13 protein-coding genes and 1 pseudogene are annotated in these 17,212 nt (G+C 33.9%); 10 read left to right on the top strand and 4 right to left on the bottom strand.

What is annotated here, in order from left to right:
* The 3 genes from ABI549_RS10485 to ABI549_RS10475 form a co-directional block, all read left to right on the top strand.
* On the top strand, positions 1–2,461 hold a 2,461-nt coding region (locus tag ABI549_RS10485), incomplete at its 5' end, for a SusC/RagA family TonB-linked outer membrane protein (RefSeq protein ID WP_348076406.1).
* A gap of 17 nt (positions 2,462–2,478) precedes the next feature.
* Positions 2,479–3,873: a RagB/SusD family nutrient uptake outer membrane protein gene (locus ABI549_RS10480; protein WP_348076405.1), complete on the top strand. Its 1,395-nt coding sequence runs from the start codon at positions 2,479–2,481 to the stop codon at positions 3,871–3,873.
* Complete coding sequence (locus ABI549_RS10475) at positions 3,873–6,452, top strand: prolyl oligopeptidase family serine peptidase (RefSeq protein ID WP_348076404.1); 2,580 nt, start codon at positions 3,873–3,875, stop codon at positions 6,450–6,452. Before ABI549_RS10480 ends, ABI549_RS10475 begins: the two co-directional genes overlap by 1 nt.
* Before the next feature lie 39 nt (positions 6,453–6,491).
* On the opposite strand, the gene ABI549_RS10470 is transcribed toward ABI549_RS10475, so the two are convergent.
* The 4 genes from ABI549_RS10470 to ABI549_RS10455 all read right to left on the bottom strand — a co-directional run bounded on the left by ABI549_RS10470 (position 6,492) and on the right by ABI549_RS10455 (position 9,885).
* Positions 6,492–6,755 (bottom strand): DUF6520 family protein, encoded by a 264-nt coding sequence (locus ABI549_RS10470; protein ID WP_348076403.1) that lies wholly within the window; start codon positions 6,753–6,755, stop codon positions 6,492–6,494.
* Positions 6,756–6,842: 87 nt separating this feature from the next.
* Positions 6,843–8,324, bottom strand: a complete 1,482-nt coding sequence (locus tag ABI549_RS10465) for a MauE/DoxX family redox-associated membrane protein (protein WP_348076402.1) — start codon at positions 8,322–8,324, stop codon at positions 6,843–6,845.
* A gap of 102 nt (positions 8,325–8,426) precedes the next feature.
* On the bottom strand, positions 8,427–9,353 hold the full coding sequence (locus ABI549_RS10460) for an AraC family transcriptional regulator (protein WP_348076401.1): 927 nt from the start codon (positions 9,351–9,353) through the stop codon (positions 8,427–8,429).
* Between the two features lie 148 nt (positions 9,354–9,501).
* Complete coding sequence (locus ABI549_RS10455; protein WP_348076400.1) at positions 9,502–9,885, bottom strand: hypothetical protein; 384 nt, start codon at positions 9,883–9,885, stop codon at positions 9,502–9,504.
* Between the two features lie 220 nt (positions 9,886–10,105).
* Between ABI549_RS10455 and ABI549_RS10450 the strand changes: the two genes are divergently transcribed.
* From ABI549_RS10450 to ABI549_RS10420, 7 genes and pseudogenes are all read left to right on the top strand, one after another.
* A complete protein-coding gene (locus ABI549_RS10450) occupies positions 10,106–12,535 on the top strand; it encodes an aminotransferase class I/II-fold pyridoxal phosphate-dependent enzyme (protein ID WP_348076399.1) in 2,430 nt (809 codons plus the stop codon).
* Positions 12,536–12,564: 29 nt separating this feature from the next.
* Positions 12,565–13,395: pseudogene (locus ABI549_RS10445) on the top strand (RteC domain-containing protein).
* A 311-nt stretch (positions 13,396–13,706) separates the two neighbouring features.
* Positions 13,707–13,997, top strand: a complete 291-nt coding sequence (locus ABI549_RS10440) for a helix-turn-helix domain-containing protein (protein ID WP_348076398.1) — start codon at positions 13,707–13,709, stop codon at positions 13,995–13,997.
* Between the two features lie 279 nt (positions 13,998–14,276).
* Positions 14,277–15,140 (top strand): transcriptional regulator, encoded by an 864-nt coding sequence (locus ABI549_RS10435; protein ID WP_348076397.1) that lies wholly within the window; start codon positions 14,277–14,279, stop codon positions 15,138–15,140.
* Positions 15,124–15,738 carry an ATPase gene (locus tag ABI549_RS10430; RefSeq protein WP_348076396.1) on the top strand — a complete coding sequence of 205 codons (615 nt, stop codon included), beginning with the start codon at positions 15,124–15,126 and terminating at the stop codon, positions 15,736–15,738. The genes ABI549_RS10435 and ABI549_RS10430 overlap by 17 nt, the downstream gene beginning before the upstream one ends.
* Before the next feature lie 184 nt (positions 15,739–15,922).
* On the top strand, positions 15,923–16,543 hold the full coding sequence (locus tag ABI549_RS10425; protein WP_348076395.1) for a hypothetical protein: 621 nt from the start codon (positions 15,923–15,925) through the stop codon (positions 16,541–16,543).
* A 322-nt stretch (positions 16,544–16,865) separates the two neighbouring features.
* Positions 16,866–17,212 (top strand): hypothetical protein (locus ABI549_RS10420; protein WP_348076394.1); only part of this gene is annotated, 347 nt, incomplete at its 3' end.

Genomic DNA, 17,212 nt, shown 5'->3' with positions numbered 1-17,212 from the left:
AAACAGCTTACGTGCAGAAGGAAACAGTCCACTATATCTAGTCGATGGAGTTCCATATTCATCAGAGTCTGTAGGGAATTCAAGAAGCACAAGTGTTTTGCCGACCTTGGCAAATCCACTAAACAGCATCAACCCAAGCGATATTGAAAGTATTGAAGTCCTTAAAGATGCCGATGCTACAGCAATATATGGCTCACGAGGAGCAAACGGTGTTGTACTGATAAATACAAAAAAAGGAAAGGCAGGAAAAACAAAATTTTCAGCCAGCACTTCACAAGGTACAGGAAGAGTTACAAAATTCATGGACTTATTAAACACGCAACAATACCTTGCCATGCGTACGCAAGCATTTGCCAACGACGGTGTAGCTCCAGATACTTTTGCCTACGACCTAAACGGTACATGGAATCAAAACCGATACACCAATTGGCAAAAGGAACTGCTGGGTCGCACTGCAAATTATAACGATGCCAACGCAAGTGTTAGCGGTGGAAATGCAAGCACACAGTTTCTAATCAGTGGTACATACCATAAAGAAACAACAGTGTTTCCAGGTGATTATGGCTACAATCGTGGCGTACTGCGTTCCAACATAAACCACACTTCAGAAGATAAAAAATTCAAGATGTCGCTATCCACGGCATACACAGTACAAAACAATAACCAGCCAGCTACCGACCTCAGTAGTATAGCAATACAACTGGCTCCAAATGCACCTGCTTTATACAATCCAGATGGAACTTTAAATTGGGAAGGAAGCACTTGGGAAAATCCACTAGCAGCACTGGAAGGAAAATACAAAACCAATACTTATGATTTTATAGCAAACTCACTGTTAAGCTATTCCATAATTCCGGGATTAGATGTAAAAACAAGCTTTGGCATAACAGATACAAGACACGAGGAAACAAGAACACAGCCATCAACACTCTACGACCCAGCCTATCAGGCCGGTCCTGAATTTTCATCACTATATGCAAACAATACAACGCGTCGTTCATGGATTGTAGAACCTCAAATAAGTTGGACGAACAACTGGAAATACGGAAAAACCGAAGTACTAGTTGGTGGAACCTTTCAGCAACAAAAAGGACACAAACTCTTACAAGAAGCAGACGGTTTTACAAGCAACAGTCTAATCTATAATCTAGGTGCCGCTTTTAATGTGCTGACGTTACAAGACCAAGCATCCGATTATAAATACCAAGCCTTTTTCGGTAGATTAAATTATTCCTTTAAAAATCGGTACATAGTCAACTTTACAGGAAGAAGAGACGGTTCTAGTCGTTTTGGACCAGGAAGACAATTCGCAACTTTCGGGGCTGTCGGAGCTGCGTGGATATTTAGTGAAGAAAAAATCCTCAAAGGTAAAACCTTTTTGAGTTTCGGAAAACTTAGAGCAAGTTACGGCACAACAGGTAATGATTTAATTGGTGATTACCAGTTTTTAGATACCTATCTCTCTTCGGGTGTAAGCTATGGTGGAGTAATAGGCTTGCAACCTACCCGACTCTACAACCCAAACTTTGGTTGGGAAACCAACAAAAAGTTAGAACTGGCAGTGGAAACGGGATTTTTTAAAGACCGAATATTCCTATCATTGGCTGCATACAACAACCGCTCCTCAAGCCAATTGGTGGGTATTCCTATGCCTGCCACTACTGGCTTTCCTTCAATACAAGGAAATTTAAAAGCTACAGTTCAAAATCGCGGTTACGAAGTGTCATTGCGAACAACAAACATGCAAAACAAGGAATTCAAATGGACAACCAATTTCAACATTGCAGTATCCAAAAACAAACTACTGTCATTTCCAGATTTAGAGGGTTCAACCTACCGCAATCAGTTTGTAATCGGAGAAGCTTTAAACATCAGAAAAGTATACCACTACACGGGATTAAATGCAACAACGGGCCTTTTTACGTTCGAAGACACCAACGATGATGGAGAAATTTCAGCATTAGACAAACAAAATGTGCAGGATTTTAATCCTACTTTTTTTGGTGGTCTAAGCAACCAATTCACATACAAAAATTGGCAATTAGACATTATGTTTCAGTTTGTAAAACAAAAAAATTACACCGCAGCGGCAATGGCAGGTATTCCGGGAACACTAAACAACCAACCTGTTGAGGTAACGCAGCATTGGCAAAATAGTGGTGATACTAACGGTTACCAGCAATACTCAGCTGGATATAATGGTGACGCTGTTGATGCGGCTTACAAATACTATGAAAGCGACGCAGTTATTGGCGATGCCTCATTCATAAGACTTAAAAATGTAGCATTATCATATAAGGTGCCTGAAAAATGGTTATCAGGTAGTAGTTGCCGATTCACTTTAGAAGGACAAAATCTAGCACTTTTTACCAAATACAAAGGGCGCGATCCGGAATTTAAAACTACGGGTTATTTACCTCCATTACGAATTATTACCGCCGGATTACAATTCACTTTTTAACCTTAATCTTTTACCAAATGAAAAATATAAATTATTATTTCTTCGGACACATGCTACTAGCCTTTGCAATACTTTTAATGACAGTCAGTTGCGACTCATTTGTCGACGTTGATTTACCTTCATCGCAATTAACTTCAATTACAGTATTTGAAGAGCCTGCAACAGCCAATGCAGCAATGACGGACATCTATTCCAAATTACGTGATAACGGTATGCTAACCGGAAATGGTTCGGGTATAAATACAGCCTTAGGGGCATACGCTGATGAATTAGACTATTTTGGAGGAACTTCAACCGACACTAATTTTTTCTACAACAATACGGTGTTACCAGCCAACGGAACAATTCAGGGCTGGTGGAGCGACAGCTACAATCAAATTTATGCAGCCAATGCAGTATATGAAGGTGTAAATGCATCAACCAAGTTAACACAAAGCACTAAAGACCAACTAATGGGCGAAGCATTATTTGTTAGGGCATTGGTACATTTTAACTTGGTAAATACATTTGGAAACATTCCATACATTACCTCAACAAATTATGTGCAAAATCAAATTGTCAGTCGGTTACCATCGGCTGAAGTTTACACAAAAATAATTAGTGATTTACAAACAGCGCAAGCACTACTACCAACTTCCTACTTTGGTGGAGTACGTACAAGACCAAACAAATTAGTAGCAACTGCACTTTTGGCAAGAGTATATTTATATAATGGCAAGTATACCGAGGCAAACAATGCAGCAACGCAAGTAATTAATGAAATCGCAACTTTTACTTTAGAATCCAATTTAGACAATACATTTTTAAAAGACAGTCAAAGTACAATATGGCAACTTATACCACAAACAGAAGGCCGAAATACAGACGAAGGAGCAACGTTCATTTTCAATGCTGGTCCGCCATCTTTTGTAGCGCTAAGAAGTGAACTGGTAAACAGTTTTGAAACAGGTGATTTGCGAAAATCCCATTGGATAAAAGAAGTAACCAATGGAAGCATCACTTGGTACCACGCATACAAATACAAAGAACAAACCCTAACGGGTACCACTAATGAATACAGTATTGTATTTCGATTATCGGAACAATACTTAATTCGAGCGGAAGCCAAAGCAGAGCTTGAAGATTTGACTGGAGCGCAACAAGACCTAAACACAATTAGAAATCTTGCAGGTCTTTCAGATACAAATGCAGTGACTAAGGAAGAAATTCTTACAGCCATAATACAGGAAAGAAAAGTCGAATTCTTCACTGAAGGTGGGCAACGCTTTTTTGACTTAAAACGGAATGGAAAATTAGACAATACACTATCTGGAATCAAACCGGGATGGAACTCCACAGATACTTTATTGCCGCTTCCGGAATCAGAACTGTTATTGAATCCAAATTTATTACCTCAAAACCCAGGCTACTAATGAAAAAGACAATATTTTACGCAGTAGTACTATTTTTAATAATGATTGGTAAAAGTACTAGTCAAATAGTAAGAAAACCAGTTACCGAAGAAGATTACAAACTTTGGAGCACTGTGGAACCAGAACAAATCTCCGATTTCGGAAATTGGGTGAGCTATTCAGTAGCATACGAAAGCGGTCAAGATACCTTATTTGTGAGGCATACCAAAACATTAAAAACGTATAGTATTCCATTGGGAACTAACGGACAATTTGCTAGTGAAAAGTACTTTATTTGTCAGAATGATAAAGGACAATTAATCACCACACAGCTAGCTAATGGTAAAGTACAAAAGACAGAAAAAGTAACAGCCTACAAAATAAGTCAAGAGGGAAATTTTTTGATGTTTATGGTCAATACAAAAGATGAAAAGCAAGACCTAATTATTAAAAATGTAAAAGAAAATCAGCAGAAGACTATTACTAATGTTACGAATTTTTCATACAATGCTACTGCAAAGGCACTGATCTGTGATTCGAATAAAAAACTAACAATAATTAATTTAGATAAAAGTTCAAATACCAAAGTGATAGAAGAAAGTATTGAAAGTAATTATTCAGATTTTGCTTGGCAGAAAAATGGCGAATCGGTGGCTTTTTTATACAATAATAAAGGAATAACTTTAGGACAATATAAGGTAAAAGAAAATAAATTGTTCAATCTAAATCCATCACTTTTTAAAGACTTTCCTAAAGATACGGGGATATACAACAGTTCATTTACGGCACTGACAATTTCAGACGATGGCTCCAAAATATTTTTCGGTTTAAAAGAAAGTAATGCCGAAAAAATACCCACAGGAATTCAAATTTGGAACACAGCGGATCAGGCACTTTATCCGTACCTACAAATAATAAACAATTGGAAAGCAGTACCAAAATTAGCCGTTTGGTTTCCACAAGCCAGTAAATTTAAAATGCTTACAAATGATAAATTTCCTTTTGCAATGGTAACAGGTGATTATCAATATATTTTAAAATACAATCCCTTAACAAATGATCCTCAATTTGATTATAATGCGCCAATTGACTTCTACTTAACAAATATTGAGACAGGTCAAACCAAAGTAATACTAACTAAACAAAGTGCTGATGCAGATAAAATTATGGTTTCATCTGCTGGGAAATACATTGCCTTTTTTAAAGACAAAAACTGGTGGTTATATGACATTAAAAAAGAGGTGTATAGAAATTTAACTAAAGTCAGTACGGTATCTTTTGAAAGAGAGGATTATGATAGGGCTGGCGAAATAGAAGTTTGTGGGTTGGCAGGATGGACAGAAAAAGATGAGGAAGTTTTAATTTACGATAACCACGATATCTGGCTCTTTAAAACAGATGGCAGCAATAGCAAGAGGTTAACAAACGGTGTTAATGAAAAAATAAAGTACCGAATTGTACCGCAAAACGAAGCCAATAAAGTTGCTATCAATTTCAGCTGGATGAATAAGGGAACGTTTAAATTATCCGATAATTTAGTGTTTCAAGCCAAATCCAACGGCAAATCAGGTTACTTTAAATGGCAGCAATCAAATGGTATAACTGAAATTGTATGGAGTCCAAATCGCATAAACAATAGTAAATTTGCAAATAAAAACGATATTTGCTTTTATACATCAGAGAATTACAATAGTCCACCACAGTTAATAGTCAAAAGGAATAACAAAGCCAATATTATTTTTAAGAGCAATACGCAACAAGAAAAATTTCAATGGGGATTTTCTAAATTAATTACCTATGCCAATAGCAAAGACGAAGTATTAAATGGGGCATTATTCTATCCAGCCAATTACAATCCAGAAAAAAAGTATCCTATGGTAGTACAAATTTATGAGAGGTTATCAGACTACTACAATAAATATTTCAATCCTACTGTACAAAATAGTACTGGTTTTAATGTAAGTAATTTTACATCACAAGGATATTTTGTACTCCTTCCTGACATTGTTAAAGAACAAGGGAAACCAGGAGCATCAGCTGTGGATTGTGTAGTAAGTGCAGTTAAAGAGGTAGTACGTAATGAGTCAGTAGATCCTAAAAAAATAGGTCTTATAGGGCACTCATTTGGTGGATACGAGACAAATTTTATTGTGACACAAACCAACAAATTTGCTGCAGTGGTTTCAGGAGCAGGTGAATCAGACATGATTAGTAATTATTTTGCTGTAGCTTGGAATGTTTCCAAACCCAACGGATTTAGACATGAATTTCAACAAACCAATATTGGAGTATCGCCTTTTGAAAATAACGAGGCATATATTAAAAATTCACCATTGACATTTGTAAGCCAAATAGAAACTCCGCTATTGTTGTGGTCGGGTGTAGAAGACAAGCAAGTACATTATTTTCAAAGTCTGGAATTTCATTTAGCGTTAAGAAGGTTACAAAAACCCAATATTTTAGTGTTATATGAAAATGAAAAACACACTATAGTAAAAAAAGAAAATCAAGTAGATTTAACACATCGTGTACAACAATGGTTCGATTTCTATCTCAAAGAGGAAAGCAAACCAGATTGGCTCACGGCTGATAAATTATAGTAAGTAATGCAGTTCCGCGGAACTGCATTACTATTTTTACTAATGAACGCGATACAACTCTACGATACATTTTCCACTGGCATCCTTACCCCAAATTTGGGTAGTACCCACTTTACAAAGTTCATCCGGATCACTTGAACAAGTAATAGAAGTGTTACACATGGTTCCAAGCGGATTCACTTTTACATAACCTTGAAAAATACTAACTTTTTTGTTAGAACGATTCATGGCTTGTGTAGTAAAAGCTCCGGCGATTGCTAAGGCAAATACTGCCATAGGAATCAATCTTCTGAAATTTTTCATAATTATTAAATTTAATGTTTTCGATCTACTCTATTCACAGGTTTTCGATCAATCGCCTGACAACTGGCCAGTTATATTGTAATACACTTAATTTTTTGAAAATCGTTTTTTAATTGCTGTACTCAAGGAGTAACGAACCAAGTGAGTACCTATCAATGCATAGAAACTAGAATCAGTTACATAAAAACGACGCATCTTTTTTCCTTCAATATCATAAACATAAAAACTCTCTAAATAAGTATTTGTTTTTACATCATAAATATCAATAACACTGGTTTGCTTCCACAGGGTAGCATCCTCAAATTTTCCAATCAATCCAGAATGAACAAACAGTAGACCATTATGTGCAAAGCCACTTCTATTAACAGTCAATGGTGGTGCTGAAAGCTTTTTTTCAGCTCTCGCCTGATTAAAAGCAACTTGAATTTGTGCCTTACTGATGGTATCGATAGTTTTTCCTCTATAAATTAATTTTAGTTTAGAATCGGCAACTATAAACTGATTGCGATAACGATACAAATAAATAATCTTTTTAGTACCATGGTCATATAATAAAGTACCATCACTATCGAAAATACCATCGATTTGTTTTTGGAGCAACTTTGGATTTAGATAAGTAAATCCTGTAGTGCCCAAAGTGGTGTGTCCAAGCAAACTTTCACCATTTGGAGCGTGCGTGCGATAAGCCAAAGACGTAGAATCCATAAGTACAGGTATCGAAAAAGGATTGGATTTAATAGGCAAAGTAATTGCTTTCCAACGACCAGTTTTTCCTTTAAAAATATACGGAATAGTTCCGTCAACCAAATAAAAATTATCTGAAAACACTCTTACTTCTAGTGAGCGAAAAGGCAATTTCAAATTATCAATACCAACAACAATTTCGCTTTTAGTTTTTAAAGAGGAGTCCACCGCAGTCAAAAGAAGAGGTGCAGTATAATTACCCAAGTAGAGTTTGTCTGTAGAATTCCCACTAAAATAATAAGAATTAAATCCCAAATCAGCGTCATTAATCTTAAAAACTTGGTCAGGATAACGTCGAACAAAATTATTGCGATGTTGCATGATATCCTCTGACAAAATAAAAAGTACTATAACAATACTAGAACCAGTGACTAAATGAATCAATAAATAACCAAAGACAAATTTTGATTTGGATAGCAATGATAAAGCAATAATGACAAAAAATACAAAAACAAGATTAAACAGCAAGTGTTCATCCCAACTCATTTGCTCTAAAATACCTCCACAAGAACAAGGCACGAACGAACTAAAATTTGTAATGATAATGATATAAGTGGTAAACATAACCATCAACAAAAAACAACCATAAAGTGCAAATTTTTTATACCTAGGAAGCAATAATAAAAAAGCCAATACTAATTCAGAAATGGGAATTCCAAAAGAAACAGGACCAGCAAAAGCACTTAAAAGTGGTGATTGTCCAATTTGAATTTGAAAATTTTCAAAATCCAATACTTTACTTACTGCTGCATAAACAAATAATAAGATATACAGTAAACAGATAATCTCTAATAATACATTTTGAAATCTAACATACAGGTTCATAACTTTATAGCTTAAATTCTATAAAGTAAAATTCTGAATTTCAAAATAAAAACAGTTGTCTTATTGGGAGCAAAACTTTATCAAAAAGGACTAAATTAAATGCTATTGCAAATCATCAGGTAGAATCACAATTGAGCCTTCATTACGTTCAACTTCAAAAGGAGAAATAGTATAATACTTCTTAAAAGATTTTGAAAAATTAGGATAATTATTAAAACCATTCAGTACTGAAATACTTTTCAAAGGCAATGCGGTATGCTCAATCATATATTTGGCACGTTTCAGACGTGCCTCATTATAAAATTGATAAATACTGCTCTTAAAAAAGTGACGAAAACCATCTTTCAATTTATGCTCATTGGTACCAAACTCTCTCGAAAGTTCCTTTAGTGATGGCAACGGTTCATCTAAATGTGCTAAAATATAATCGTAAAGTTTTTGAATTAAAAGTGCATCTGCTTTCCTAGTTTTAATTTGCTTTTCGCTTTCTTTTTCAGTAGCCATAGGATCAAAATAATCCTTTCGAACAGGAGTTACAAGACTCAATACAATTTCCGAACGATTTATCAATTTTCCAATACTACAAGAAACAGAAAAAAGCAGCAAATCTTTAGTTGTAAAGTCTAAGGCAACAGTAGAAGGTAACAAAATACCACTAGAAAGAACTTTTTCAAATCTTTCAAAAGAAGCTGTTGTAATAATGCTTGATAATGGTCTCTCTTTTAGCTCTGCTTCAGTATAGCCTAAAAAGCAAGTTACTTCTGGTGTAAAACTTTGAATAACAAAAGCCTCATCCAATATAAAAGTAGTTTGGGTCACAAATTGTTTGGCAGTATGAGTGTTTACATAGCCGTTATGAAAAATAGCTTCATTCATTTCCTCAGCAACCATATTTAAAAGTACCACAAGTGTTTCCAACTCATCATCATGAGAACTAAGAGGTATACGACTATGAAAATTACCACGCGCCATCTCAAACAACATCTGATGCATCGTAACAATTCGTTCTTGATTATGTGGACTATCCATAATTAGTAATAGGCTATCTTTTATTTTCTACTTTATCTTGTCTATTTTCTATCTTTTATTTTCTACTTTATCTTGTCTATTTTCTATTTTCTATTTTCTATTTTCTAGTCACTCTTTACTAATTACTAATCATTAATCACTGATCACGCTAACTAAAAGTTTTCAAATAAATCAAAGCAGATGCCTCTGTTGTAAAAATTTGTGTGGGTACTGTGGGTTTACTAATTTGCAGATAAAAAGTACTTATGGTCAACAAAACTTTCTCGTGTACAATAAGACCCACAGCTTTTGTCAATATAGAACCAGATTGGGCTAAATAATCCCTACTAGCTTTATCAGTAGATACGACGCCTCTGATATCACACAAAACAGCATAGGATCGTTCATTTTGAAAATGAATGCGATCGGTCACTACCTTTTGAGCAACTTTCAAATCAATATTGGTATTGGACTTGTATTTAAAAAAGAGAATATGATCTGCGATCCAAAATTGGGCGTAATCATTCTCATAAAAATCATGGGCTGCAATCATGTTTTATGAATTTTAGTATTAAAATTTAACAAAAATATAAACATTTGGAAATACTACACTTGTTAATTTGGGAATATTTGTTGCCATTTGAGGTTTTAGTTGTCAATTCGGGAATTTGACTTGTCATTTTGGGAGTTTTCAGTAATAACATGAAAGTACTTTCATTTTTTTAGTGAATTTTAAATTTTAATAACAAAATAACCTCTAAAACAACTAACCAATGGCAAAAATCAAACACAACAACTTCATCGATACAGTAGACGAAGTTTTATCTGGAGCAAAAAATGAAGGTGTATTACACTTGTACGCAGAAGACAAAATATTAACAGGCAGAACCATCCAAATTAAAGGTAAGGAAATGTTTCATTTTGGAACAACGGGTTATTTAGGATTGGAACAAGACGAACGATTAAAAGAAGCTGCTATTCAGGCAATACGAGATTACGGAACACAATTTCCGCTTTCCAAATCATACATTTCACATCCACTATATTCCGAATTAGAATCAAAAATAGAACAGATGTATGGCATTCCACCAATCATAACTAAAAACAGTACGCTTGGTCATTTAGCCGTAATACCAACACTTATTAGAGATGAAGATGCAGTTATAATGGATCATCAAGTGCATTGGAGTGTTCAAAATGCTTGTCAGCTTTTAAAACTTAGAGGTATTCCAGTCGAAATGATTAGGCACAGTAATTTAAATATGTTAGAAGATAAAATTAAACAGCTAATTGGTAAATGCAATAAAATATGGTACATGGCTGATGGGGTATATTCTATGTTTGGTGACTATGCTCCAATTCCAGAACTATTGGAGTTAACTAAAAAATACAATCAACTTAATCTATATTTCGACGATGTGCATGGAATGAGTTGGAAAGGAAAAAATGGAACAGGGTTTATTTTTGATGCAATTAAAGAATTACCAGAAAATTGTATTGTGGTGAGTACACTTAGTAAAACTTTTGGAGCAAGTGGAGCAACCGTATTTTGCAAAAATCAAAAATTGAGAGACAAAATCAAGAACTTTGGTGGACCATTAACTTTTTCAGCTCAATTAGAACCAGCATTGGTTGCTGCAGCAATTGCATCGGCAAACATTCATCTATCATCAGAAATTGAAACAAAACAACAAGACCTGGCGAATAAAATAGGCTACTTCAATCAGTTATTATCTAAGGGTAACCTTCCAATAATTTCAAAAAATGATTCGCCGGTATTTTTTCTCGGAATGGCAACACCAATAACAGCCTATAATTTTGTGCACCGTTTATTCAAGGAAGGTTTCTTTCTAAATCTTGGCATTTATCCAGCAGTGCCGATAAAGAATACAGGAATCAGAATTACACTATCGAGCCACAACCAAATGCAAGATATAAAAGCGTTGTCCGAAGCAATAGAGTACCATTTTCCCAAAGCTTTAGAACAAACCAACAACAGCGAAATTAAAATCAGACAAGCTTTTGGATTAGAATCTAAAATTGTAGAAAGCAATGTTGTAAATCAAGACTTGGAGCTTAGTATTGAAGAAAAAACATCCATTCATGATATAAATGAATCCGAATGGAATAATTTTATGGGCAAACAAAATATGTTCAATTATGAAGGAATGGTTTATTTAGAAAAAACATTCAGCAAACATAAAGAGAGTACCAACCAATGTGACTTCTATTATTACACAATAAAAGACCATAAAGGAGAAATCATTTTAATGACTTTTTTTACTTACGGACTATGGAAAGATGATATGCTGGCAACAGAATCGGTTTCTTTACAATTGGAAGAAGTACGAAAAACAAACCCACTTTACCTAACTTCTAAAGTCTTAAGTATGGGATGCTTGTTTACCGAGGGAAGTCATTATTACATAAACGAACAACATCCTTTAGCTGAAAAAGCTTTTAAATTACTAATGGATAAAGTAGAGGAAAAATATAATTTTTTGAAAGCAGACATGTTAGTATTAAGAGATTTTGAAGAAAAAAACAGATGGAATAAAACCATTTTAGACCAAGGCTATTTCTCTATTAATATGCCAGAATCTTGTGTAGTTAAAAATGATAAATGGAACTCTTCTGAGGAGTTTGCAGATCGATTATCACCACGATCGCGCAAGCATTTCATAAAAGAAATACTGCCTTATGAAAATTTATATGATGTAATAATTAAAGACAAACTTAACAAATCAGAAATCGAAAGAGCCTATCAGTTATATAACAATGTAAAAGACAACAATTATGCAATAAACACATTCAGATACACAAAAGAAATATTCGAAAACATGAACGAAAGTTCCAACTGGGAATTCATCTTAGTTTCATTAAAAAAAGATTCCGAAAATCCATTTACTGGAGTAATGTTTTGCTACAAAAATGAAAAGAATACCTATGTTCCTGAATTAATTGGAATGGATTACAAATGGGCAAAAGAATACCAACTTTACAGACAGTTATTATTTCAAACGATAAAAAGAGCCAATGAATTAGAAATTTCTACGGTTGATTTTGGAGTTTCAGCGACATTTGAAAAAAGGAAACTCGGGGCAACGGTGACTCCTAAAGTTGCCTACATTCAAACCAAAGACAATTTCGCAATGGAGGCCATGAATACATTGCAAAATGATTACAAATCCATCAAAAAATAATTCTTTGTTAACCCTTAATAATTTGAAAGATGTTTAAAAAAACTATAGAATCATTCAATAGCATTTGCAACGAAATCCTCGAAACAAATGAAGCAACGCTAAGTAAAGCTGGAAACGGAATAACACTGTGCAACAAATCATTAACGGAATTAAAAGACATTGTAGACAAAAAAGATTTCAATACCATTCCAGAGGAAATTGATTTTTTTAGAAACATCAAGCCCATACCAATGAGTTTACTAATCTATTTTACTGAAGTACGCTCCTGCGAATTAAGAATGCCAAAAGCAGGTAACTCCTTCAAAGTACAATTCTTTCAAAAAGAGCTTCGGAAAATCAATAAATTCTTTTATAAGAATGCCGATTTTGTACATTATATGGAACAAGGATACAATTACCTAGATCACCAATTCTTCACAAGAAACCATCGCGATAATTTCCCATTCACACCTATGACAGATTACTACCAATTTCCTGAATTCTCGACAGCACAAGATATGTTGTGGGCGAAAGTAAAAGCCATGTACCGTTTCATACATTACATCAGGCAAGAATTAAAAAAACTAAAAGTAAATGATTCTGAAATATTTGAGGAAAAGAAACATAAAGTGTTAGTATAGACGGATTCAAAAACAGCATTAACTGAATTAATTTATGCGCTATTCTCAAATGGCGCAATCAATCATGGTGCAGCTGATATCAATATGATAACGGCTTCATTTGAGGATTTCTTTAATATTAAGTTAGACAATGTTTACAAAACTTACACCGAAATAAAGGCACGTAAAAGCAGTAAGACAAAATTCCTCGAAGAATTAACGTTAAACCTACAACAGAAAATGTCTAGAGAAGATGCATAAAACAAGTATGAATCAATACTTTTAGAAAAACGTAACTACGAATTTCTATTAGCAGTAAAACCTCAATTAATTCGAGATTTTACTGCTTTTTTTATGCTTATAATAGTAAGGAAATGAGATTCTAATAGTCATTAGTAAAAATAAAAAATCAACGCATTAATTTCAGAACAACTATACTAACAAAACCAGCTAGTTCACTCTTTATAATGTTAAATTTTCTCGTAACTACGAATCGTATTGGGATAAAACCAAACAATTGATATAGAAATTTGTCAAACAATAACAAATCAATTTAATTAAATCCAAATCGTATGTCAGTAACAATTTTAACCAAGGAAGATCTTCAAGAATTTAAAACGGATATCTTAAATGAAATTAAACATCTATTTCAAACTGGAGAATCAGTCCAAAGAAAAAAATGGCTCAAGTCCAATGAAGTCCGCAAACTTTTAAACATTTCTTCAGGCACCTTACAAAACCTCCGCATCAACGGAACACTAACCTACACCAAAATAGGCGGAATAATGTACTACGACAATTCCGACATTGAAAAAGTACTAAATAGTAACAAAGTAAATGCCTTACCTACTCTTTTCAAGTAATGTCATTGCGAGGTATGAAGCACCCAAGCAAAGCGAATTGTCCAAAGGAAATCTTTTCTAATTACTAACACTATTCACACACGAGCCTTTTTTTAAGGCGAACTGGCAAAGCAAATTACTAGTAAAATGAATTACATAAAACACCTCACTGGTTTCTTTGAGAAAGTAGCCATCGACCGAACCTTAAACCCAACTCACGTTAGCTTATACATAGCACTCTTCCAATTCTGGAACTGCAATCGTTTCAAGAACCCTATCAGCATAAACCGTGACGAAGTAATGAGAATCAGCAAAATAAGTTCAAAAGCAACTTACCACAAGTGCCTAAAAAACTTACACAGTTTAGGCTATATCGACTACCAACCATCCTACAATCCATTCAAAGGAAGTCATGTTATTTTATTCAATTTTGCAGACGATTTAAAACCCATCCCAAAAAACGAAAGAATACCAAAAAATGAACCTGTTTTTGAACAAGTTAATGAACAAGTAGTGAACAAGCTTTATACTGGTAGTGGTACAAGTAATGAAACAGGTACTGAACAAGCGCTGGTATCATATATAAACAATACAAACATACCAAACATTTCAAACGATTTAAAGATTGTAAACTTGGACGAGCAAGCAAAAAATTTTGAAAATGATGATGAAATTTTAAAAAATGAAAATTCAAAAGAAGAAAAAAGTTCCGCAAAAAAAGAAGAAAAAGAAATGCCGGAACAATCGTTTTTTGAAAATCAAAATATATCTTCTCCGGCATTCGCCGACTACAATGCGGAGCACACTGAAAACAGTCGGCAAAAAAGTTCCGCCAAAAAAGAAAAGACGGAGACTTTAGCCGATGATAATCGGCAAACTCTTTCGTCATTTGTCGCTTCGAGCGCAGTCGAGAAGCCAACAATCGAAAATGTAAAAGCTTATTTTCTCGAACAACAGTTTCCGGAACTCGAAGCTATTAAATTTTTCAATTACTTCTCCAGTAACGGTTGGCTAGTTGGTGGCAGAACACCAATGGTCGATTGGCAAGCAGCAGCACAAAATTGGATATTAAATGCACCTAAATTCATTTCAAATGAACAACAATCCAACAGAGCAAAACACCTCAACACAGGAACAGATAAAGACTATGCAGAGCCATTATAGCTATACTGAAGTAATTGCTTGGCTCGAGAAAAAAGGCAATGAATTAAACGGAAATCATTTCAAAATCCTTGAAAGCGATTATCCAATAATTTATAAACTCATTGCTTATTTTCTAAAGGATGAAGCAACTTGTTTTCAATATGGCATTAACCTCAACAAAGGAATTCTACTTTCTGGACCAATCGGCTGTGGCAAAACATCTCTAATGAATTTGATGAAATACTTAACACTAACAGAACATAAATTCTCAGTAAAACCCTGTCGAGACATCAGCTTTGAATTCATCCAGGACGGCTACCAAATAATCCACAAATACAGCAAAGGAAAACTATACGAATCAGAACCTAAAACAATATGTTTTGACGATTTAGGAACAGAAAACAACTTAAAATATTACGGTAACGAATGCAACGTAATGGCAGAAATTCTATTAAGTCGATATGATCTATTCATTTCCAAAAAACTCCAAACCCACATCACCACTAACCTATCCGCCACAGAAATAGAAAAAAACTATGGAAACAGAGTTCGCTCAAGATTAAGAGAATTATGCAATTTAATTGCATTCGAAAATTTAGCAAAAGATAAACGTAAATAAATTGCATAATCACGAACACAAAAAAAACAATAACAAAGAGTGAGTAAATGGTAAATCTAATAGCATACGATAAATCAACACCAGATGAGAGATAATTCCATTTTACCGTCAGTTCGAGTGTTTTTTGTATAATGAAATGGAACAAAAAATGTATCGAGAACCTTTCAAATAACCGAATAAACAAATGAACCAAATAACCAACTTCTGGAACCATTTCCAACAAAACAACTTCGTCTTCCTACTCCTAATCGAAATCCCAAAAGACGAACTAAAAATCCATTTCAATAAACTAATTGCTATACTACATCAATACAACAAAGACTTAGACCTCATCATTAAAAACAAAAAATCCTCAGCAGAATTAATCATCACCGCCAACGGAAATCCATACCTATTCAAAGATGTAGAACTACTAATACATCATGCACCAGTCATAGAACATTGGAAAATAACCGCATTCCTGCAACCCGAAACCAACCTAGAAAAATACGAAAACAGAACCGACAAACCAATAGACTATTACGGCATTACATTACGAATAAGCGAAATGTATTTCATCCCATTAGAAAACCCAAACAAACCAACCGATTTAGGAATAAAAATACTCATCAAAAACTACATTATCCACAAAGACAACCCAAGACTTCGAGAAGCCGTTTATGTCCATATCGAACATTTAATAGGAGAAAAAGCTTTTGCTAATGATATCGCATTTATTGAAATTGAGCAATTACAATGCGATGAAGAAGATATAATAGACTTATACAATTTAAGTTCATTCATAGAAACACTTCTCGACAGTTAACTTTTGGCAATAAAGTTATTTTACTGCCAAAAATTAACTTATATAATCTTTCAAAGAATACTTAAAAATGGCAGGTAAAATTCTTAAATCATTGAATTACAATACTATAAACTCAATTTTGAACAATAAACTAAATCGATTTATCATTAATTTAGAAGTTTAGTATCTATTATAAAGCAGCACACGTTAGAAAATAGAAAACCAAAAGAAATTACAAATTATGCATTTCGTCGATAAAAAGTATGTTTTAAACAATTATATTTACAGTATAGTAATTATGTAAATAAAAGCACATATATTTGCAGTATAAAAATTATGTATAATGGTTCTTCTAAAAAACTTAATCCAATCAGATGCGCTATTTTCTGGATATTCATTCAGAGAAAAAATAGAACACAACCCGAATGGCTCTGTTGGAATTCTTCAAATGAAAGATATTAATAGCAATTATTTAAGCTTTAATTACCAAAACATTGACAAAGTTAGCGATTTTATTTTTAAAGATAAATTTTACTTGCAAAAGAGTGATATTCTTTTTGTTTCAAAAGGAGTAAACAACTTTGCTATAGCAATTGATGATATTAATTTTAAAGTAGTTCCTTCGGCTACATTTTTTGTCATAAGAGCAGATGAAAAAGTAATTGTACCAGAATATCTAGTTTGGTACAT

Source organism: Flavobacterium sp., assembly GCF_039932285.1.
Taxonomy (GTDB): Bacteria; Bacteroidota; Bacteroidia; order Flavobacteriales; family Flavobacteriaceae; genus Flavobacterium.
The sequence above is the reverse complement of the archived record's forward strand: the minus strand, read 5'-3'. Positions and strand labels throughout refer to the sequence as shown.